The sequence below is a fragment of the Paraburkholderia fungorum genome, from assembly GCF_046026025.1.
In the GTDB taxonomy this organism is placed as follows: domain Bacteria; phylum Pseudomonadota; class Gammaproteobacteria; order Burkholderiales; family Burkholderiaceae; genus Paraburkholderia; species Paraburkholderia fungorum_E.
The window spans coordinates 169,858-190,599 of the sequence record NZ_JAQQFL010000004.1 but is presented as its reverse complement, the minus strand read 5'-3'; the positions used below and the strand labels follow the sequence as shown (position 1 = coordinate 190,599).

General features: G+C 63.2%; 20 protein-coding genes and 2 tRNA genes. 8 read left to right on the top strand and 14 right to left on the bottom strand.

The genetic code is table 11. The features are described 5' to 3' along the window. Positions 1–125: 125 nt before the first annotated feature. Positions 126–839 (bottom strand): ArsR/SmtB family transcription factor, encoded by a 714-nt coding sequence (locus PQR67_RS07040; RefSeq protein ID WP_408456257.1) that lies wholly within the window; start codon positions 837–839, stop codon positions 126–128. A gap of 221 nt (positions 840–1,060) precedes the next feature. On the opposite strand from PQR67_RS07040, the gene PQR67_RS07035 reads away from it, so the two are divergent. Together PQR67_RS07035 and PQR67_RS07030 are read left to right on the top strand one after the other, a co-directional pair. Continuing rightward, positions 1,061–1,204, top strand: a complete 144-nt coding sequence (locus tag PQR67_RS07035; RefSeq protein WP_408456254.1) for a hypothetical protein — start codon at positions 1,061–1,063, stop codon at positions 1,202–1,204. Between the two features lie 300 nt (positions 1,205–1,504). Continuing rightward, complete coding sequence (locus PQR67_RS07030) at positions 1,505–2,011, top strand: acyl-CoA thioesterase (RefSeq protein WP_408304404.1); 507 nt, start codon at positions 1,505–1,507, stop codon at positions 2,009–2,011. A gap of 98 nt (positions 2,012–2,109) precedes the next feature. Here the strand turns inward: PQR67_RS07030 and fumC are convergent, their stop codons facing one another. The 5 genes from fumC to PQR67_RS07005 all read right to left on the bottom strand — a co-directional run bounded on the left by fumC (position 2,110) and on the right by PQR67_RS07005 (position 8,664). After that, complete coding sequence (gene fumC / locus PQR67_RS07025; RefSeq protein ID WP_408456252.1) at positions 2,110–3,510, bottom strand: class II fumarate hydratase; 1,401 nt, start codon at positions 3,508–3,510, stop codon at positions 2,110–2,112. A 43-nt stretch (positions 3,511–3,553) separates the two neighbouring features. Continuing rightward, positions 3,554–5,299 (bottom strand): phospholipase D family protein, encoded by a 1,746-nt coding sequence (locus PQR67_RS07020; RefSeq protein ID WP_408456250.1) that lies wholly within the window; start codon positions 5,297–5,299, stop codon positions 3,554–3,556. A 232-nt stretch (positions 5,300–5,531) separates the two neighbouring features. After that, entirely contained in the window at positions 5,532–6,491 is a 960-nt protein-coding gene (gene panS / locus PQR67_RS07015; protein WP_408456248.1) for a ketopantoate/pantoate/pantothenate transporter PanS, read from the bottom strand. Between the two features lie 282 nt (positions 6,492–6,773). Then, entirely contained in the window at positions 6,774–8,186 is a 1,413-nt protein-coding gene (locus PQR67_RS07010; protein ID WP_408456246.1) for an MATE family efflux transporter, read from the bottom strand. 259 nt (positions 8,187–8,445) lie between these two features. Next, positions 8,446–8,664: an RNA-binding S4 domain-containing protein gene (locus PQR67_RS07005; RefSeq protein WP_011489423.1), complete on the bottom strand. Its 219-nt coding sequence runs from the start codon at positions 8,662–8,664 to the stop codon at positions 8,446–8,448. Positions 8,665–8,981: 317 nt separating this feature from the next. Between PQR67_RS07005 and PQR67_RS07000 the strand changes: the two genes are divergently transcribed. Then, complete coding sequence (locus PQR67_RS07000; protein ID WP_408456244.1) at positions 8,982–9,437, top strand: hypothetical protein; 456 nt, start codon at positions 8,982–8,984, stop codon at positions 9,435–9,437. Positions 9,438–9,526: 89 nt separating this feature from the next. Here the strand turns inward: PQR67_RS07000 and PQR67_RS06995 are convergent, their stop codons facing one another. From PQR67_RS06995 to fdxA, 8 genes are all read right to left on the bottom strand, one after another. Continuing rightward, on the bottom strand, positions 9,527–10,297 hold the full coding sequence (locus PQR67_RS06995; protein ID WP_408456242.1) for a DUF4088 family protein: 771 nt from the start codon (positions 10,295–10,297) through the stop codon (positions 9,527–9,529). A 362-nt stretch (positions 10,298–10,659) separates the two neighbouring features. After that, entirely contained in the window at positions 10,660–10,983 is a 324-nt protein-coding gene (locus tag PQR67_RS06990; RefSeq protein ID WP_408456240.1) for an AzlD domain-containing protein, read from the bottom strand. Further along, positions 10,980–11,819 carry an AzlC family ABC transporter permease gene (locus PQR67_RS06985; RefSeq protein WP_408456238.1) on the bottom strand — a complete coding sequence of 280 codons (840 nt, stop codon included), beginning with the start codon at positions 11,817–11,819 and terminating at the stop codon, positions 10,980–10,982. Before PQR67_RS06985 ends, PQR67_RS06990 begins: the two co-directional genes overlap by 4 nt. A gap of 176 nt (positions 11,820–11,995) precedes the next feature. After that, complete coding sequence (locus PQR67_RS06980) at positions 11,996–12,823, bottom strand: helix-turn-helix transcriptional regulator (protein WP_408456236.1); 828 nt, start codon at positions 12,821–12,823, stop codon at positions 11,996–11,998. 144 nt (positions 12,824–12,967) lie between these two features. Further along, positions 12,968–13,447 carry a CreA family protein gene (locus PQR67_RS06975; protein ID WP_408456233.1) on the bottom strand — a complete coding sequence of 160 codons (480 nt, stop codon included), beginning with the start codon at positions 13,445–13,447 and terminating at the stop codon, positions 12,968–12,970. Between the two features lie 282 nt (positions 13,448–13,729). After that, positions 13,730–13,805 (bottom strand) — tRNA-Asn (locus PQR67_RS06970). Between the two features lie 62 nt (positions 13,806–13,867). Next, positions 13,868–13,943: transfer RNA gene (locus PQR67_RS06965), tRNA-Asn, on the bottom strand. Between the two features lie 117 nt (positions 13,944–14,060). Continuing rightward, positions 14,061–14,384: a ferredoxin FdxA gene (gene fdxA, locus PQR67_RS06960; protein WP_054036179.1), complete on the bottom strand. Its 324-nt coding sequence runs from the start codon at positions 14,382–14,384 to the stop codon at positions 14,061–14,063. A gap of 279 nt (positions 14,385–14,663) precedes the next feature. On the opposite strand from fdxA, the gene pncB reads away from it, so the two are divergent. The 5 genes from pncB (at position 14,664) to PQR67_RS06935 (ending at position 20,722) form a co-directional block, all read left to right on the top strand. Beyond that, the gene (gene pncB, locus PQR67_RS06955; protein WP_408456230.1) at positions 14,664–15,863 is read left to right on the top strand and encodes a nicotinate phosphoribosyltransferase; all 1,200 of its coding nucleotides are present in this window, start codon (positions 14,664–14,666) and stop codon (positions 15,861–15,863) included. 191 nt (positions 15,864–16,054) lie between these two features. Further along, positions 16,055–16,717: a LutC/YkgG family protein gene (locus PQR67_RS06950; RefSeq protein ID WP_408456227.1), complete on the top strand. Its 663-nt coding sequence runs from the start codon at positions 16,055–16,057 to the stop codon at positions 16,715–16,717. A gap of 75 nt (positions 16,718–16,792) precedes the next feature. Then, positions 16,793–18,220, top strand: a complete 1,428-nt coding sequence (locus PQR67_RS06945) for a sodium:proton antiporter (RefSeq protein ID WP_408456224.1) — start codon at positions 16,793–16,795, stop codon at positions 18,218–18,220. A 67-nt stretch (positions 18,221–18,287) separates the two neighbouring features. Beyond that, positions 18,288–19,277 carry a 2-hydroxyacid dehydrogenase gene (locus tag PQR67_RS06940; RefSeq protein WP_408456221.1) on the top strand — a complete coding sequence of 330 codons (990 nt, stop codon included), beginning with the start codon at positions 18,288–18,290 and terminating at the stop codon, positions 19,275–19,277. Then, complete coding sequence (locus PQR67_RS06935) at positions 19,274–20,722, top strand: DNA recombination protein RmuC (protein ID WP_408456218.1); 1,449 nt, start codon at positions 19,274–19,276, stop codon at positions 20,720–20,722. The genes PQR67_RS06940 and PQR67_RS06935 overlap by 4 nt, the downstream gene beginning before the upstream one ends. The last annotated feature ends 20 nt before the right edge of the window (positions 20,723–20,742 follow it).

Below are 20,742 nucleotides of genomic sequence, written 5' to 3'. Positions count from 1 at the left end.
CGGATTGTTTCAAGGCCCCCAGTTTTGTAAGGCCCTTTCGCGAGCGTGTAACAAAAGGTCTCGATAAGGCGTTTCGTAAGCTGATCGAACAATTTATGTAATTGCGACAATCAGTTAGGCGAGGCTCAAGCGCCGAGAAACGCGTCGAAATGACGGTGGCCCGCAGGGGTAATGCGCAAGATCCGCGGGCGCTCCGTGCGTTCGACCCAGCCATGCGCCGACCATGAATCGAGCAGCGCCGCGCCGAGCGCGCCACCCAGATGCGGACGCCGTTCGCTCCAGTCGGGACAGGTACAGGCAAAGCGGCGCCGGCGGCTCTTCTGGGCCGACATGTCGATGCCCCAATCGGCGAAGCGCGCGGCGCCGTCGGCGGTGGCTTCAAGCGAGGAGCCGTGCAGCGTCAGCAGGCCGCGCCCGACCATCCGTTCGAACACTTGCACCGACAATTCACCCGCCATGTGGTCGTAGCAGGTGCGGGCGTAGCGCATGTCGACCGGCACGGTGCGCGCGGGGCGCGGCACGGTTCGTTGCGGCGCGCTGACCTGCGCGACGTTGGCGAGCGCTTCGATGGACGCGGCGATATCCGGCGAGGCGATCCGGAAATAGCGATGCCGGCCGCGCACTTCGAGCGCGAGCAGGCCGCCGTCGGTCAGGCGCGCCAGATGAGCGCTGGCCGCCGAAGGCGAGAGCCCGGCGATCATCGTCAGTTCGCCGGCCGGGCGGGCGCTGCCATCCATCAGCGCCCACAGCATCGCGGCGCGGCCGGGGTCGGCAAGCAGCGCACCGATACGGCTCAAGCCTGGAAAATGATTTTGCTCGTCTGCGAGGTTCGCGGGCATCGTGCGTCTCCGGTTGGCGGCGCGGGCAGGGCGCCATGCAATTCACTGTACCTGGTTGCCGTATTCGATGTTTCAGCTTAGCGTGAATCGTCGAATGCAGCCGCTACGAAAACGCGGTGGCGCGAGCGGGCTAGTGCTTGGGTGTCGCTTCGGTGCCGCTTCGGCGTGGCGCCAGGCCACCAGGCTAAAATCGAAATCTGTCCTTGCAGGAACACGCTGTCATGAAATTTCTTCTTGCCGCCGCTACCGCGGTTCTGCTGTTCAGCGCATGCGCGCAGGGCGGTTCTGGTTCGAGCTCGGGTGCGGGCACCGGCAGTATCTCGATGTACGGCACGATCGACGAGGGTGTTACGGTCCGCAAGTAAGGCCGATGCAGCCGCGCGCTCAGGCGGCTTGCGCGCGATTGAGGCTTCGGTTTCGATTGCGGCTTCGGCAGCGAGCAGAACTTGCGGCGTGTGTTTGCGCGGCGTTTCGGCGTGTTGCCGCTCGCGTATCGGGAGCGTGGCGCATCCGCGGTCGCGCCACAGTGCGAATGAAAGCTTGACGAAAGAACGGCTGCCTTCCAAGCCGAAATTCGGCAAGATAACCCCATCCGACTCGCGACGGAGTCAATATTGCGCTCGTATAATCGCCTCCTTTAATGCATCCGATTGACCGGAGTCAAGATGAGCACCCCTGCCTTAGCGCCGCTGGACCGTTCCGAAACCACCTTCCGTTTTCTCGCCGAACCCAGCTCGGTTAACTTCGGCGGCAAAGTGCATGGCGGCGCGTTGATGAAGTGGATCGACGAGACCGCCTATGCGTGCTCGGCGGTATGGTCCGGGCGCTACTGCGTGACGGTCAGCGTCGGCAATATTCGCTTTCGCCGGCCGATTCTGGTCGGCAACCTGGTCGAACTGCGCGCGCGGGTCGTGACGACGGGCCGTACCAGCATGCACATCCACGTGTCGGTGCAGGCGGGCGATCCGAAGGGCGGCGAGCTGTTGCAAACCACGGACTGCCTGGTGGTGATGGTGGCCGTCAATGAGAACGGGCACCCGGTGCCGGTGCCGGCATTCGTGCCGGAAACGGATGAACAGAAGCGCCTCGCCAAATACGCCATGGACGTGAAAGATGCGCTCGACGCGATCGTCGAGCTGAAGCCGGAAGAAGTGGCGCAGGGCAAGGTTTAAGCCGCGCTCGCACGCCGCGCGATCATTGCAGTCGCGCGGCGTGCCGTTCAAAGCGAGTGGTCAATCCCCACGCGCAATCCCCATGAGCAATTCGCGGATCATCCCGCCGAATGCCCCACCATATCCTTCGGCCGCACCCATTCGTCGAACTGCTGCTCGGTGACGTAGCCGAGCGCGAGCGCCGCCGCCTTCAGCGTGGTGCCTTCCTTGTGCGCTTTCTTCGCGATCTGCGCGGCCTTGTCGTAGCCGATATGCGGATTGAGCGCCGTCACCAGCATCAGCGATTCGTTGAGCAGCGTATCGATGCGCTCGCGATTCGGCTCGATGCCCACCGCGCAGTTGTCGTTGAAGCTGTGCGCGCCGTCGGCGAGCAAACGGATCGATTGCAGCACGTTGTGCGCAATCATCGGCCGGAACACGTTCAGCTCGAAGTTGCCGCTCGCGCCGCCGATATTCACCGCGACGTCGTTGCCAAACACCTGTGAACACAGCATCGTCAGCGCTTCGGACTGGGTGGGGTTGACCTTGCCCGGCATGATCGAGCTGCCCGGTTCGTTTTCCGGAATCGACAGTTCGCCGAGCCCGCAACGCGGGCCGCTCGCGAGCCAGCGAATGTCGTTGGCGATCTTGTTCAGGCTCGCCGCCACCGTTTTCAACGCGCCGTGCGCGAACACCAGCGCATCGGCCCCGGCCATGACTTCGAATTTGTTCGGCGCGGAGACGAACGGCAAACCGGTTAGCCTGCCGATTGCAGCAGCGACCTTGTCCGCGAATTGCGGATGCGCGTTCAAGCCTGTGCCGACCGCCGTGCCGCCCTGCGCGAGTTCGTACAAATGGGGCAGCGCCGATTCCAGATGACGCACGCCGTGATCGAGTTGCGCGACGTAGCCCGAGAACTCCTGGCCGAGCGTCAGCGGCGTGGCGTCCTGCAAGTGCGTGCGGCCGATCTTGACGACGTCGGCGAAGGCTTTTGCTTTGCCGTCGAGCGTATTGCGCAGTGTCTTCAGCGCAGGCAGCAGGTGCTTGACGATCCCGTAGGCGGCGGCCACGTGCATCGCCGTCGGGAACACGTCGTTCGACGACTGGCCGCGATTCACGTCGTCGTTCGGATGCACCTTGCGCGCTTCGCCGCGCTCGCCGCCGAGCAGCTCGCTCGCGCGATTCGCGATCACCTCGTTGAGGTTCATGTTGGTCTGCGTGCCGGAGCCGGTTTGCCAGACCGCGAGCGGAAATTCCTCCGGATGCTTGCCGTCGATGATCTCGTCGGCCGCTTGCATGACCGCCTTCGCCTTGTTCTCGTCGAGCACGCCCAGACCCAGGTTGACCTCGGCGGCGGCGCGCTTGATGACGGCCAGCGCCGTGATCAGTTCGGGTGATTGTTTCTCGGACGAAATACGGAAATTCTGCAGCGAGCGCTGGGTCTGCGCGCCCCATAGACGAGCGTTCGGTACGGCGATTTCGCCGAACGTGTCGCGCTCCATTCGTACGTCTTCAGTCATGGTTCAACTCCGCTTCTCAAAGTTGTGCGTTTAAAGTTGTGCGTCAAAGTTGTGCGTTAACCGGCAATAGGGAGAATAGACCCGTTAGCGCGTTCCGGTAAAAACCCGCTTGCGGATCGAAGATATAGGTACGGCGCGTGCCGTCCTCGACGTCGGTCCAGACGAGCGGCGAAAGGGGGGCGCCGATCGAGCGCAGATAGGCGAGTTGCGCCGGGTCGGCGAGCGTGACGTGGTAGCTCGCTTCGGGCGCGATGGCACGTTCGAAGAGTTGCGCAACCTGTTCGGCGAGCGCCGGACTATGGATGACCAGCGTCTGCTCGGTATTCAGGTTGGCCGAGCGCGGGTCGAGATTCATCGAGCCGATCACCAGAATCTTGCGGTCGATCACATAAGTTTTGGCATGCAGGCTGGCGCGCGAGTGAGATCCGGTGAAACGCGCGCGCGGCACATTCTGCTGCGATTTGAATTCATACAATTCCACACCCTGCTGCAGCAGCGGCACGCGAAACGGGCTATAGCCGGCTTGCACGGCCACCGCGTCGGTTGCGGCGAGCGAGTTGGTCAGCACGGCAATGCGCACGCCCCGATGCGTCAGTTCGCCGGCCGCCTTGACGCCGCTCTCGTGCGGTACGAAGTAGGGCGAAATGATCAGAAAATCTTTCTGCGCGTCGTGCATCAACTCGGCCAATCGTTGCATCGGCGGGCTGACGTAGTCCGGCGACGGGTGTTCGATTTTCTCCGGCAGGTCCGCCTTGAATTCGGCCGTCGCCCACGTCAAGCCGAGTTGATTCTGGCTAATCTGCGAGGCGAGCGGCGTGGCGTTCAGCGGCTTCGCATTGTAGGGATCGGCGTTGGTGCGCCAGTGCTCGCGCAAATCGTCGCGCGTCTGGTCGAGCTCTTTCGGATCGAACTTCTGTTTGTTCAGCACCTGCAGCGGATAAGCGATGCTGCTGTTCCAGTAGCTGTCGAAACTCGCGGAGACGTCGGCGGTAACCGGGCCGGCCGCGAGTACGTCGAGGTCGCGGAACTGCAGCGTGTCGCTGGCGCTGAAATATTCGTCGCCGAGATTGCGTCCGCCGACGATCGCCAACTGGTTGTCGGTGATCATCGACTTGTTGTGCATGCGGCGCGTGAAATGGTCGAGCTGCGTGAACAGATTGGTGGTGCGTTCGAATACGCCTTCCTGCGCGCTGCCGAACGGATTGAAGACACGAATCGCGATGTTGGGATGCGAGCTCAGACCTGCCATCGTGCGGTCGATGTCCTTGAAATTCAGATCGTCGACCAGCATGCGCACTTTCACCCCGTGATCGGCCGCGTAGAGCGCGGCGCCGAGCAGCAGCTTGCCGGTGGTGTCTTCATTCGCGATGTAGTACTGCATGTCGAGGGTTTTCGTCGCCGCGCGCGCGAGGGCAATCCGCATCTGCAAGGCGTCGGTGCCGCTCGACAGTATCCGGAACCCGGACTCGTCCGGATGCGCGGCTTCGAGCGGCGCGAGGGCCGTGCGAAGCGGCGTTGTTTCCGTGACGGGCAGTGCGCGGGTGACCGGACGGTCGAATGCGGTGGCGGGAGGCTTGGCGGCGCAGGCGGTCAAACATGCCGCTGCGAAGCACAGCAGGAAGAGACGCATCACCGGTCTCCCGTTTCGCAGGGGGGCTTCCTTCGCGGCGGAGAAACTACGCCAGGGCGTGCCAAACGCGGACTTGCGACGCAGTGCGGTCTGATTCTCGTCTTGATGCCACGACACGCTGTTTCTCCCGTTTGCAGGCCTCGCATGGCGGCAGCGCATGCGACTTGATCGCGCTGTCGAGAAATGCATTCTAAGGGGAATCAGGCGGGCGAGCGTTTGTTCTTCGGTTTGACCCAGGTGTGGGATTTTGGCCTGGTGTGTTTCCCTGCGTGCCGGTATCTGTCCGCGCGCGGCGAACGTGAGGACAGATACCGCAGAGAAAGCAAAAAGGCTTACGACACGTGGCGCCTTGCGGCCGCCGGGTTGTAACTTGCCAGCCGTTTGCGGGTGATTATCCGCGTTCGGCGTTCAACGCGCGCTCGCCATCCGCATGCGTCGATCCTTTCGCGGGACGGCCCGCCCAATGGCCCGCGAGCAGCGAGCCCGACAGGTTATGCCAGACGGAAAACAACGCGCCCGGCAGCGCCGCGATCGGCGTGAAATACAGCTTGCCGAGCGTCGCTGCGAGCCCCGAGTTCTGCATGCCCACTTCGATTGCGAGCGTGCGGCAGACGGCTTCGTCGAAGCCGAGCAGACGGCCACCCCAGTAGCCGCCGAGCAAACCAATGCCGTTGTGCAGCACGACGCCCAGCATGACCACGAGGCCCACCGACGCGATGCTCTTCTGCGTGCCGCCCACCACCGCGCCGATGATCAGCACAATCGCCACCATCGAGATCAGCGGCAGAATCGGTTCGATCTTGCGCACCGCCTTGTTGAAGAACTGGTTGACGGCGAGCCCGACCACGATCGGCAAGGCGACGATCTGCAGGATGCTCATCAACATGCCGTGCACGTCGACGGCAATCGATGCGTCGACATAAAGGCGCGTGAGCAGCGGTGTCGCGAACACGCCGACCAGCGTCGACAATGCGCTGATCGTCACTGACAACGCCACGTCGCCGCGCGCCAGATAGATCATGACGTTCGACGCCGTGCCGCTTGCCACGCTACCCACCAGCACCATGCCGGCGGTCAGGTCAGGAGGCATGCGCAATGCCTTGGCGATAGCCCATGCGGCGAGCGGCATCACGAGGTAGTGCAGCACGATGCCGGCGATCACCGGCGCGGGCCGCGTGAAGACGCGCTGGAAATCGGCCACCGATAGCGTGACGCCCATGGCCAGCATGATGATCGTCAGCAGCGTGGTGACATGCGGCGCAATACTGGTGAACGAGGCGGGCGAAAAGTACGCGGCAATCGAAACGAGTACGGCCCAGAGCGGAAATAAACGGGTGACGCGGGCAAGCATGACGGGTGGTCCCTGGTTATGTTTTATAGCGAGAATTGAAGGTCGGTCGAACGGCACGCGGCAAGGAGCGGTGCATGCTCGGGGTGCCGCTCGCCAGGAGCGGCAGGCCCCGACGGCAGGTGTCGGGCCGTCGGGCGGCGCGGGTCTTCGTGAGACGCGCGAGTGGCATTGCGCGGGTGCGCGCAGTTTTGCCAGAGCACGCATTTTACCGTTCGCAGCGCGTTTACCGGGAAGCGATGGTTGCGCGTGCAACCATCCGTGCGTTGCGTTGCGTTGCCTGGCTTAGGCCGACGTCGCCGGCGGCGCACCGGGCGCGACCGGCACGCGCCGCAAGCTCAGCTTGTGAAAGCGCAGCGTCATCAGCAGCGCGACGCTTGCCAGGCCGGCCGCGAGTCCCCACCACAAGCCGCGCGCGCCCATCCCGAAGTGAAAGGCCAGCACGTAGCCGGTCGGAAAGCCGATCACCCAGTAGCCGAACGTCGCGGCGATCATCGGCACGCGCGTGTCCTTCAGGCCGCGCAGGCAGCCCGAGCCGACCGTCTGCATGCCGTCGACGATCTGGAAGATCGCGGCCACACCGAGCAGCGAACTCGCCAGCGTGACCGTGGCGGCGTTGGCCGGATCGTCGAGATGCAGGTACAAGCCGACGATCCAGTGCGGCGCGGCGATCAGCACGATGCCCGACAGCGTCATGAAGCCGACGCCGAGCGCGAGCGCGACGAAACCCGCGTGACGCGCGGCGAGCGGCTGCCCGGCGCCCGACCAGTAGCCGACCCGTACATTGGCCGCCTGACCGATCGCGAGCGGCACCATGAAGGCCACCGAGGCAACGTTCAACGCGATCTGATGCGCGGCCAGTTGCGACTCGCCGAGCAGGCCGACCATCAGGCCGGTGGCGAGGAACAGGGTGGATTCGACGCCGTAGGTGATCGCGACCGGCCAGCCGATGCCGAATAGCTCGCCCATCAACGGCACGTTCGGCCGCGTTGCGACGACAAAGTGCTTATAGCGTGGCCGCAGATGCAACAAGGCCATCAGCACGAGCGCGCTTAGCCAGACGGTGATCGAGGTAGCCGCCGCCGAACCGAGGAAGCCCAGGCGAGGCAATCCGTAGACACCGTGAATCAGCCCGTAGTTGAGGAACCCGTTGACGAACACGCTCACGACCGACACCCACAGGAGCCGTTTGGCCGCGCCGATGGCCGGCAGGAACGAGCGCATCAAGCCGACGCCGATCAGGCTGCCGAGCGAGCCCCAGCGCAGCACCGCTGCGTATTCGCCGACATTGTGCGCAAGCAGCGCGGGTTCGCCGAACGCCAGCAGGATCGGCGTGGCGAACGACAGCAGGAAGAACGCGGGCACCGACAGCAGGACCGACAGCACGAAGCCGGTCCAGTAGATATGCGGCACGCGGCCTTCGTCCTGCGCGCCGCGCGCATGCGACACGCTCACGCTGACGGAGGTGAGCACGCCCTGCAGCAGCGTGACTACGACGAAGAACAGGTTGGCGCCGAGGCCACCGGCGGCAAGCGCATCGGGGCCGAGCGAGCCGAGCAGGATCGTGTCGGTGACGCCCATTGCCATTTGCGACAGTTGCGCGATGGCGAGCGGAGCCGCGAGCCGTGCGGTATCGGCGGCGTGGCGGGACAGGGTCGGCGGCCGGGCGGCCACCCGGGTGAAGCCGGATTGAGTCATGGAGCGCCTGGACGCGGAAGGGGCGACAGCGTGGCGGCAGGCGTAAGCCGCACGGCTCACGCGACGCCCGCGGCTTGCGTGCCGCCGGGGAGTGGCGAACGGGGCGGCTCGCCGGAGGCGTAGGGCGGCTGTCAGCCGATTGTTTGTCTGTCGAAACTGACAGCTTATTGCTTCAGCACGGGGATGTCGATGGAGGAAGCACGATTTTGGTGCGTGCGGCCTTCCGAGTTCTCGGACAGGTTTTCAGACCAGCTGCGCGTCAAGCCTCGTGCACCGCGATTCGCGTATCGCCGAGCAGCACGACCTGGCCCGCGCGGATTTTGCAGGTCTTACGCGTTTCGACCCGGCCGTCGACGGTCACCGCACCGTCCGCGACCATCATTTTTGCTGATCCGCCACTGTCGGCCAGCCCCGTTATCTTCAGAAGATTGTGCAGTTCGACGTAGTCGCCGGTCAGAGTGAAATCGAGGTTGGGCATGGCGTTTGCGCCTTGAAGCAAAGGGTTCGCATCATAAGCCAGAAGCTTGCCTTGAATGAAAGTCCGAGTGCTACCGGAGTCCGCGCGGACTCCGCGCAGGCAATTGCAAGCAGATGTTATGCAGTTGTCAGAAAATGAAACGTTCCGTAACAGGGGTCGTGCGAAACGAACTTCACTCGTAAAGTGCGGGTCTGTAGGAAAGCCTGCTGGATTTTTCCTGCGGCAACTAGGCCGGACGGGGTGGGCATGAAGCGCTTATCAATGTGCCGCACCGGATACGACGTCCGCGCCACAACAATTCTAGAGAGGATTTAGCCATGACTCAGATTCGTACGCTCCTGATCGGTACCGCCCTGACTGCTTTTGCCGCTACCGCTGCTGTCGCGCAGACCGCGCAACCGGCTGCGGGAATGAACGGCCAGGCACAGATCCAGGCCCAAAGCGTCGATGTCGCGCCCGCAGCACCGGCGGCGCAGGGTGTGCAGCCGGCCACGCCGGCGCCCACGCGTCTGACGGCCTCGGGCTCGGCCGATCCGCTGGTGCAGAAGCGCGAGGCCAACGCGCAGGCTAATGCCGAATACAAGGCGTCGAAGAAGGCGTCGAAGACGGAATTGAAGCAGCAGCAGAAGGCTGCCAAGTCGCAATACAAGGAGCAGGTGCACGATGCCAGGATCAACCAGAAGGCTGACAAGCAGGCGGCCAACAACGAAATGAAAATGAACATGCAAGGCCAGGCCGCCGATCAGGACAACGGCGCTGACGTGAAGCACTAAGCTGCCTTGACGCGACCGGCGTGGCGGCAAGTCCAGATGCCGCGCCGAACAAAATCGCCCGGGATTGCCCCCGCGTTTTGCCGTCGCGCTTACCGGGACTGCCGTTGTTGTTGCTGTTGCGGTACCGGACGCGGCGGCACAAAGAAATTACGCAGCCATGCGGCGAGCCGTGAGAACACGTCATACGGTTCTTCGACGAAAATCTCCGGCTTCAGCAAGCGCAGGTACTCCATGATCTGCTGCGCTTCCTGCTTCTGGAACGAGCCATGCGAAATGCCCAGGCGCAGCAGCCCGCGCAGCTCACCGAGCTTTTCGCGCGCGGTGCTGCCTACGCTCGTTTCGCATGCCACCTTGGCTTCGTAGACACGTTGACGCAGCGATTCCACCACACGCCAGGCCGGCGTTTGCATGATTTCCTCGAGCGCCTGGATGTCCTGCGCCGCGCTTTTGATCTGCGCCGCGAGCGGATCGATCAGCGCGGTGTCGCCTTCCGCTTCCTTGACGATCGCCGCCGCCCAGTCGCGGCAGTGCTTGGCGAGCTCTTCCGGCGTCCATTCCGAGCGGGCAGCAAAGCCGAAACCGAATTCCCCCGCCTGTCGCATCAGAATCGCCACGACGTCGGGGAATTCCTTGTCCAGCGTGCGTTTCGCCCATGCGTACTGGCCACCTTGCAGCATCCGCTGAACCGCGTGCTCCGTCAGCGGCACCATATTGTCGAGCAGCTTGGCGCGCAAAAAGTCCTCGAACGACGGCGTCGCGAACTGCGGATCGAGCTTCAGCGAAACCCGCAGAAACGCGTCGAAGTCCTTGCGCAGTGTCGCAATGGTCTCGTCTTTGAGCGTGAGGGTGATTTGACCCATGTGTTATCCCGTTTGGTCCTGCCGCGCGGCCTCGTCACGTCGCCCGATCGCATCCGGGCCCAGTGAGACGCAACGCCAAATGCCGGCGCGGTTGATTCCTGCCTGTTGCCGCGTAACCAGCGGGCGTACCCGATGCGCGGACCTCGACTGCATATCGGCGGAATTGAGGGAAACTTAAGGGTAGACGAAGCGTTGGCGGTGGCTTTAGAGGGGTGAGTCGCCTGGGAGCGCAGTGCATGGAGGTCGCCACGCTGTGCCGGGCCGACCGCGCCTGGCGTCTGTGGCAACGTGGGCGCCCGTTTTGCATCCGTTTTTGCGCCGATTCGTGTCTGATGGCGCGCGATGACGGCTTCGAGGCGAGCCTATTTAAGCACGACGCCTTGCCAGACAAAAAAGACTGTCAGGCCCACCGCGATGGTCAGGAGCGGCCGCCGCGTCAGCGCGCTGACCGCGATGGCCGCCAGCGCCCCGACCAGTTGCGGATTGCGCCAGGTCAATTCGGCACTGGTGCCGTGCGGCGAGACCGCCATCGGGACGATGATCGCAGTCAGCACGGTAACGGGGACGAAACCGAGCGCGGTGCGCATGAGCGGCGGAAACACCAGCCGGTCGCCGAGCACGAAGACAGCGGCGCGGATCACCCACGTAATGACGGCCATTCCGAGGATCAGAGCGACGTAGTTCATCGCGATACCTCCATGGTTTCCTGCGAGGTTTTTCGTGGAGTGTGTCGCCGGGCCTCCTGCGAATCTTCGCGCACAGTGTCTTGGGAAGATTCGCGATTTCCCCGCATGCCTCGTCCAAATCGCGGCGCCGACAGCACGACACCGATTGCCACGCCCGCGAACACCGCGCCGAGCAGGCCGAGCTTGTACGGCCACGCCTGCCAGAAGAAAGCCAGCGTACCCGCGGTGGCCGCCGCCGCGATATAGCGCAGCGCGACGAGCTGCGGCACGACAATCGCAATGAAGGTCGCGACCATCGCGAAGTCGAGTCCGAGCGACTGCAGGCCCGGAAAGGTCGCGCCGAATAGCAGGCCGGCGAGGGTCCAGAGCTGCCAGTTCAGGTACATGGCCAGACCCGCGCCAAAGAAGTAGTGCGGGCCGACCGTGCCGGGTTCCCGATGCCGGTAATGTTCCCAGGCGACCGCGAAGACTTCGTCGGTGAGCAGTGCGCCGAGCGCCCAGCGCCAGCGTGCCGGCAGATGCGCGACGTGCGGCGCGAGCGTCGCGCTGTACAGCACGTGACGCAGGTTGACGACGAGCGTGGTTGCCCAGATCACCGCAAAACTGGCGTGGCCGGCGATCAGGCCCAGTGCAATGAACTGCGCGGAACCTGCGAATACGACGAGCGACATCAGTTGCCCGTGCCATAGATGCAGCGGGCCGGATGCGACCAGGGTGCCGAAGATCACGCCGAAGGGCGCCGCGCCGACCATCATCGGGATGATGTCGCGTGCGCCGGCGATGAATTCTTTTAAGTGGCCTGTGCTTGAGGGCTGGCCGAGGTTGGAATGGGTCAATCGTGCCTCCTTGATTGGGGAAGCATAGCGACCGGGGACGGGCGGCGCTTGTACGTTCTTGCGGTGGAAGTGCGGCGGCACGGATCGTGTGCTTCCCTCGCTCAGACCACTTCAACGGCGCTTGCGCGGGCAGACCTGAATGCCGGAGCGGGTGTCCGGCCCGCTGGCGTTTCGCGTCAGGTTCCTTGCCAACGTCCCGGCGGTACGCCGAACATGCGCCGGAAATGGCGCGTGAAATGGCTCTGATCCGTGAAACCGCAGGCCGCGGCGACGTCCGTGACGGAAACGCCCGCTCGTAATGGCGCGAGCGCGCGTTGCAGGCGCACCTGATTGCGCCACGCATGCGGCGGCAAGCCGGTTGTCTGCGTGAAAAGACGGGCCGCGTGAAAGGGTGAAAGCCCCGCTGCCTGCGCGACTTCGGCCAGCGTGACGGGTTCGGCGAGGTCGCCCGTCAGGTGCTCCTGCATTGTCGCGACGCGGGCGTCGTCGGTGGCGGGGCGCGACGGTTGCGGGCGCGTTTGGGAGTAGCGGACCAGCAAGGTGGACAGCGCGTCGAGCATCGCGGCCTCGGCGGCGAGCGGATCGTCGCCGGCCTCGAGCAGACAGTGCGCGCGCGCCAGCCGCCGCGCCAGATCGGGATCGCGGATCACGCCTGGCGCAAACCACGGCAAGGCCTGGGGCTTGCCGGCGACCTCGTTGGCGAGTTCGTGGATGAACGCCACCGGCGCGTACATCACGCGATACCGCCAGCCTGCCTCGACAGCCTTCGAACCCGTGTGCAGCTCGCCGGGATTGATGATCGGCACGCTGCCCGCTTCGGCGACATAGTCCGAACCCAGATACCGATAGCCCTCGGCGCCTGCGACGATCACCGGAATCGTGTACGCATCGTGCCAATGCGGCGTGAATTCGTGATCGTGATATTCGGCCGTGAGCAGATCCGCGCCGGGCAGAAGCGGCGTGCGCCAGTAGCGGGCGGAGTCCTGGAAGCGATGGGCGGTCATGGTGAAAGTCCGTGGGCCGGCAGCTCGGTGGTCTGCATTCCGGAGGTCGGCTGGACTGCTCAGTGTAGCGCGCCGTGGCCGTCACAGGTGCCGTTACTCTTGCGGCGCAGGCCTTTGCATCGTGAGTTTTGCCGTAGGCGGCGATTACTTGACCGGGATCGTCGTACCGGCCGGCATCGGCACGGCGGTCACGCTGTTTTTTGCGCTGCCGCTGACGACCCGGTCGCTATAGGTCATATACACCAGCGTGTTGCGCTTCGCGTCGACCACCCGGACCACGTGCAGCGATTTGAAGATCAGCGACATGCTCACGGAGAACACGTCGGCCTGCTTTTTCACCGGCCCGGTGAAATGAATCTCGCCGACCTGACGGCAGGCGATCGACGCTTCGGTCGGATCTTCGGCGATGCCGAGCGTGCCCTTGACGCCGCCGGTGCGCGCCCGCGACACGTAACAGGTCACACCCTGGACCAGCGGATCGTCGTAGGCCTCGACGACCACACGGTCAGAGCCCGTGACGCGGAAGTTGGTATTGACACTGCCGACTTCTTCGCTGTGTGCCGGGGACAGCAGCAGGGCGGTAGTGACTGCAAGCGCGATGCGCAACAGGGTCGTCGGTTTCATGAGCTGGCCGGGAAGGAGTGTGGGGTTGAGCGCGAGAGGGCGTTGTGCCGGTAAGGCAGCATCGTATAACGGCGTGTGTGTCAGAGGGGCGATGCAAATACCCTGGATCGCGCGCTATTTTCCATCTGACACAACGCCGGTCGTCCCCTAACTTGTCTGCCTGATCCGGCGTTGAAACGAGCCGCGTCAGGAGGTTCGGCCAGAACGCGCAGTCAAAACGCTGTAACCAAAACAGCGGCCAAAACAAAAAGGCCCGCACGAATGCGGGCCTTCCAAATTTTTTGGCTCCTCGACCTGGGCTCGAACCAGGGACCTACGGATTAACAGTCCGGCGCTCTACCGACTGAGCTATCGAGGAACAGCAGTACAACTTGATCTACATAAAAAAGCCCGTATTGGTTAACGGGCTTTTGCAATTCTTGGCTCCTCGACCTGGGCTCGAACCAGGGACCTACGGATTAACAGTCCGGCGCTCTACCGACTGAGCTATCGAGGAACAGAACAACAAACAGCAGAGAAGCGAAATTGTAGGGGCAGCTTAGGCACCTGTCAATACCTTGCGCTCATCTCGATTTGGGTCGAATCCGGCAAGGCAGCAGGCAGGCTGCGCCGCTCAGCGTACGAGCAGGGCCAGCTTTTCCTTCACGTCCTTGAATTCGTCGGCTTCCGGCAGTGGCGCCTTGGTCTTGGTGATGCTCGGCCAGTTCTTCGCCAGATCGGCATTCAGTTCGGTGAAATGCTGCTGGTCGCCCGGCACGTCTTCCTCGGCATAGATGGCATTCACCGGGCACTCGGCGACGCACACGGCGCAGTCGATGCATTCATCGGGGTCGATCGCGAGGAAGTTGGGACCTTCGCGAAAGCAGTCCACCGGGCACACATCGACGCAGTCGGTATAGCGGCACTTGATGCAGCTTTCGGTCACAACGTGAGTCATTCAAGCAGCTCCTGCATGCGGAATCAGGGGAGGCGAAACGCCAAAAGCGCTATTGTAACGTAACGTCAAGAGCCGCATATGCCATCGGGCTATGCCTTTTATACGTTTTCGTGATTAGTTTATGGCGTCCGGCGCGGCCGCCCGGCGGCACGCTGAATCCGGGCGCATTCGGGTAACATGCGTGAGGCCGGTGCGCACGGGGCGCGCCGCACGCGCGTGGGTTGAGGTGTCCGGTCGAGCCAAGCCTTCTGTTTTTCCCGCAGTCCAGTTCGCACCATCATGATTATTACTTCGCTGCTCGACACCGATCTGTACAAATTCACGATGATGCAAGTGGTGTTGCATCACTTTCCCGCAGCGAGTGTCGAATACCGGTTTCGCTGCCGCACGCCGAATGTCGATCTCGTGCCGTACATCGGCGAGATTCGCGATGAAGTGCGCAAGCTATGCGATCTGCGCTTCACCGACGAGGAGCTCGACTACCTGCGGCGCATGCGCTTCATCAAGGGCGACTTCATCGAGTTTCTCGCACTGTTCCATCTGAACGAGAAATACATTTCGATCGAACCGTCGCCGAAGGGCAATGGCGAAATCGACATCGAGATCAAGGGGCCGTGGCTGCACACGATCCTGTTCGAGATTCCGATGCTCGCGATCGTCAACGAGGTCTACTTCCGCAACACCCAGCAAAAGCCTGACTACAGCGAAGGGCGCGGCCGTCTCGTCGAGAAAATCAAACTGCTGGGCGCGCGCCCGGAATTCGCCGACTGCAAGATCGCCGACTACGGCACGCGACGCCGTTTCTCGAAACAATGGCACGAAGAAGTGATCCTCACGCTGAAAGACGGCTTGGGCGAGCAATTCGCCGGCACCAGCAACGTCTTCTACGCGATGAAGCACAGCCTCACGCCGCTCGGCACGATGGCGCATGAATACCTGCAGGCGTGTCAGGCGCTCGGTCCGCGGCTGCGCGATTCACAGATCTATGGCTTCGAGATGTGGGCAAAGGAGTATCGCGGCGACCTGGGTATCGCCCTGTCGGACGTGTACGGCATGGAGGCGTTCCTGCGCGACTTCGACATGTACTTCTGCAAACTGTTTGACGGCGCGCGCCACGATTCCGGCGACCCGTTCGATTGGGGCGAGCGTCTGCTCAAGCACTACGAGGCGAACCGCTGCGACCCGCGCACCAAGATCCTCGTGTTCTCGGACGCGCTCGACATTCCGAAGGTGCTGCAACTGTACGAGCGTTTCCGCGGCCGCTGCAAGCTGGCATTCGGCGTAGGAACCAATCTGACCAACGACCTTGGCTACAACCCCTTGCAGATCGTCATCAAGATGGTTCGCTGCAATGGTCAGCCGGTGGCGAAGCTGTCGGATTCGCCGGGCAAGAACATGTGCGAAGACAAGGCCTATCTCGCGTATCTGCGCCAGGTGTTCGGCATTGCGCAACCCGAGGAAGACGGCGCTGCGAAGTAACGCGGCGCCCTTGCGGCTCATGTGCGCTCATGTGCGACTTATGTGCGACTCACGTGCCGGGACCTCACGCAGATCGTGCAGGACGGGTGCCTGATACGCGGCGCCAGGCCGTTTGGCCAGGGTGGTCGCGCACAGGGTGGCCGGTATAATCCTCGCCATATCGCACGGCTGTCGACACGAGGATTTCGCATATGGACACATCGATTGCCCGCCGTAACATCCTGGCGCGCATCCGCGCGGCGCAGGGGCGCGAGCCTGAGCCGTCCGCTTCCGAGCGCGAGGCTGTTGTGGATTATCTGGCGCGGCATCCCCAGGGTCCGCGTCCCGAGATGCCGGCCGATCTGATCACGCGCTTCATTGAAGAAGCGCAAAAAATGGCCACCACCGTCGATACGGTCGAAACGCTAAGCGACGTACCTTCCGCCGCGCATCGCTACCTCACTGAACACGCGTTGCCGCTGCAGGCGATCGCCTGGCAAACCCTGCGAGATCTGCAATGGGACGATGCCGGCCTCAACGTCGAATTCCGCAAGCCTGAAGATGGCGACGCGGTCGGGCTCACCGGCTGCTTCTGCGCGACTGCGGAGACAGGCACCCTCGTGCTGTTGTCCGGACCGCAAACCTACGCATCGGCAGGCTTGCTGCCGGAAACGCATATTGCAATCGTGCCGGCTTCGCGCATCGTCTCCGGGCACGAAGAGGCCTTCGCGTTGATCCGCAGCGAACGCGGTGAACTTCCGCGCGCGGTCAATTGCGTATCCGGGCCATCGCGTACCGGCGATATCGAACAGACTATCGTGCTTGGCGCACATGGGCCTTACCGGGTCCATGTGATCGTCGTACGCGGCGCCTGAGCGCCGCGCGTCGGCGCCTCTTCGCGGCGTGCGTCGCCACTCGCCGCCACTCGCGATAACAAGGACTTTAAAAATATGAAACGACATGCCGTAGGGGCGAGCATGGTGCTTGCCGCTGCACTGACGCTGGCAGTGTGGCCTCAACTGGCCCTGGCGGACACGCTCGACGGCGCGACGTTATCGGCGCTGTGGGGCCTGCCGTTTGCGGGCGTGCTGTTGTCGATCGCGGTGTTTCCGCTGGTCGCGCCGGCATTCTGGCATCACCATTTCGGCAAGATCGCGGCCGCATGGGCGCTGCTGTTCCTGGTGCCGTTCGCGCTGAGCTTCGGTACGGGCATCGCATTCGGTACGCTGGTTCATGCGTTGCTCGAAGAATACATTCCGTTCATCGTCCTGCTGACGGCGCTCTATACGGTCGCAGGCGGCATTTGCGTGCGCGGTAATCTGCATGGCACGCCGCGGCTGAATACCGGAATTCTTGCTCTGGGCACCTTGCTGGCCAGCATCATGGGTACGACCGGCGCGGCGATGCTGCTGATCCGCCCATTGCTGCGCGCCAACGACAACCGCAAGCATGTCGTCCATGTGGTGGTGTTCTTCATTTTTCTGGTCGCGAACGCGGGCGGCTCGTTGTCGCCGCTCGGCGACCCGCCGCTCTTTCTGGGCTTCCTGCAGGGCGTCAGTTTTTTCTGGACCACCACGCACCTGGCGTTGCCGATGCTGTTCGTCTGCATCGTGCTGCTCACCGCGTTCTATGCACTGGATTCGTACTATTTTCATCGGCGTGAAGAAGAGCGCTCGCGCTTTCTCGATCCAACGCCGGATTCGCCGCCGCTGGGCATTGAAGGCAAGATCAACTTCGTGCTTCTCGGCGCCGTGATTGCGCTGGTTCTGATGAGTGGCCTGTGGAAGTCGGAGGTCGTGTTCGACGTCTTCGGTACGCATGTCGCGTTGCAAAATGCCGTGCGCGATGTCGCGCTGATCGGCGTCACCTTGCTCTCGCTGGCGTTGACGCCGCGCGCCGCGCGCGCGGGCAATGATTTCAACTGGGCGCCGATCGAAGAGGTCGCCAAGCTGTTCGCTGGCATCTTCGTGACGATCGCGCCGGTCATCACGATCCTGCGCGCCGGCGAGGCGGGCGCGTTCGCCGGTATCGTCCATCTGGTCAATCCGGCCGGCCAGCCGCACGACATGATGTACTTCTGGGCGACCGGCCTGCTATCGTCGTTTCTCGACAATGCGCCGACCTACCTGGTGTTCTTCAACCTGGCCGGCGGCGACGCGCAGACGCTGATGACCACCGGCGCCACCACGCTCGCGGCGATCTCGGCCGGTGCGGTGTTCATGGGCGCCAACACCTATATCGGCAATGCGCCGAATTTCATGGTGAAAGCGATCGCGGAGTCGCGCGGCGTTCGCATGCCGAGCTTTTTCGCGTATCTCGGCTGGTCGGTGGCGGTGCTCGTGCCGGTGTTTCTCGTAACCGGCTGGCTGTTTTTTTGACGTCTGATTTCCCTCTTATTTTTGACGCCGAGGCAATTGAACTCGACGCGCTATTCGGAGAATTGCAATGCAGAAGATCCTCGTCGCCCGTCCGATCTTTCCCGATGTGATCGAGCGGCTCAAACAGCATTTCGAAGTCGACTGGAACCAGGGCGACGTATTGTCCGCCGAGGAGTTGACGCGCCGTCTCGCGGACAAAGACGGCGCGCTGACCGCGGGCGACCCGGTTGGCGCAGCGGCGCTGGTAGCGGCGCCGCGGTTGCGCGTGGTGTCGAACATGGCGGTGGGTTACAACAACTTCGATATGGCCGCGTTCAATGCAGCGAACGTGCTCGGCACCAATACGCCGGACGTGCTGAACGAATCGACCGCGGATTTCGGCTGGGCCCTGATGATGGCTGCGGCGCGTCGCATTGCCGAATCGGAGCACTGGCTGCGCGCGGGCAAATGGCAGAAGTGGGCCTACGACGGTTTTCTCGGCACGGACCTGTACGGCTCGACGCTCGGCGTGATCGGCATGGGCCGGATCGGGCAGGCACTGGCGCGTCGCGCGAAGGGTTTCAACATGCAGGTGATCTATCACAACCGTTCGCGCGTCGCCCCGGAGATCGAGGCGGAGCTCAATGCAGAATACGTGTCCAAACACGACCTGCTGAAACGTGCCGATCACGTGGTGCTGGTCCTGCCGTATACGAAGGAAAACCATCACACGATCGGCGCGGCGGAACTCGCGCAGATGAAGCCGAGCGCAACGCTCACCAACATCGCACGCGGCGGCATTGTCGACGATGCGGCGCTGGTCGAGGCGCTGCGCACGAAACAGATTGCCGCAGCGGGCCTGGATGTGTACGAAGGCGAGCCGAATCTGAATCCGGATCTGTTGACCGTGCCGAATGTCGTGCTCACGCCGCATATCGCCAGCGCAACCGAAGCAACACGCCGCGCCATGGCGAACCTCGCCGCCGACAATCTGATCGCGGCGCTGGGTGAAGGTCCGCGTGCCGGCCGGCCGCCCAATCCTATCAACCCCGAGGTCATCGGCAAGGCGCGTTCATGACAATGATTCTGGTGGCGGCCGTTGCCGTTCTGGCGGTCGCCTTGGTCATCGCGTTGGCTCTGCTGATGCGCGGCAACGGTCGCGCTGACGCAAGCGAGCAGTTCGAGATTCTCAGCGAACGTATCGACGCGGCGGCAGAGGCGCAGTCGCATGCCTATGAGCGGCTCGAGCGGCAACTGCGCAATGACATCACCGAAACGGCACGGGTCTCGCGCACCGAGCAGAGCAGCGGCTTCGCGCAGTTTCAGCAAACGCTCGCATCGCAATTCAGCAGTATGACGACGGTGCAGGGCGGCAAGATCGACGGCTTCGCGCAGCAACTCGACGCGGTGCGTCACAGCCTGCAGCAGCAGGCGCAGCAGGCGCGCGACGAGCAGGGGCGCACGCTCAAGCAGTTTGGCGAGACGCTGGCCTTGCAGTTGGGCCAACTCACCGAGGCGAACGATCGGCGCTTCGCCGAGGTGCGTGCGACCATCGAGCAGCGTCTGAAAGATATCGAGGCGAACAATTCGACCAAGCTCGAAGAAATGCGCCGCACGGTCGACGAAAAACTGCACGCCACGCTCGAACAGCGCTTGGGCGAATCGTTCAAGCTGGTGTCGGACCGGCTGGAGCAGGTGCATCGTGGTCTGGGCGAGATGCAGACGCTGGCCGCGGGCGTTGGCGATCTGAAGAAGGTGCTCACCAACGTCAAGACGCGCGGCACATGGGGCGAAGTGCAGCTCGAAGCGTTGCTCGAACAACTGCTCACAGCGGATCAATACGCGAAAAACGTCGCGACCGTGCCGAAGAGCGCGGACCGCGTCGAATTCGCGATCAAACTGCCGGGCCGCGCGGAGACGGGTGGTCCTGCCACGCCGGTCTGGCTGCCGATCGACGCCAAGTTCCCGCGCGAAGACTACGAGCGGTTGATCGAAGCACAGGAGCGCGCCGATCCCGTTGCGGTGGAGGAGGCGTCGCGCGCGCTCGAAACGCGGATACGCGCCGAGGCGCGCACGATCGCGGAAAAGTATGTGTCGCCGCCGCACACCACTGATTTCGCGCTGTTGTTCCTGCCGACCGAGGGACTGTACGCGGAAGTCCTGCGCCGGCCGGGCCTGACTGATCTGTTGCAACGCGACTATCGGGTAACGATCGCTGGCCCTACCACGCTCACCGCTTTGCTCAATAGTTTGCAGATGGGGTTCCGCACGCTTGCGATCGAGAAGCGTTCGAGCGAGGTGTGGCAAGTGCTCGGCGCGGTTAAAACGGAGTTCGGCAAATTCGGCGACGTGCTGGCAAAGACCAAGGCTCAGCTTGAAACCGTCACGCGTTCGATCGAAGCCGCCGAAACACGTACCCGCGTCATGAACCGCAAGCTGCGTGACGTGGAGGCGTTGCCGGGTGAGGAGGCGAGCGGGCTGCTCGGCGAGGCGCTAACGGGTGGGGATCCCGATGAACAGTAGAACTGGAGTTGCGCGTTTGG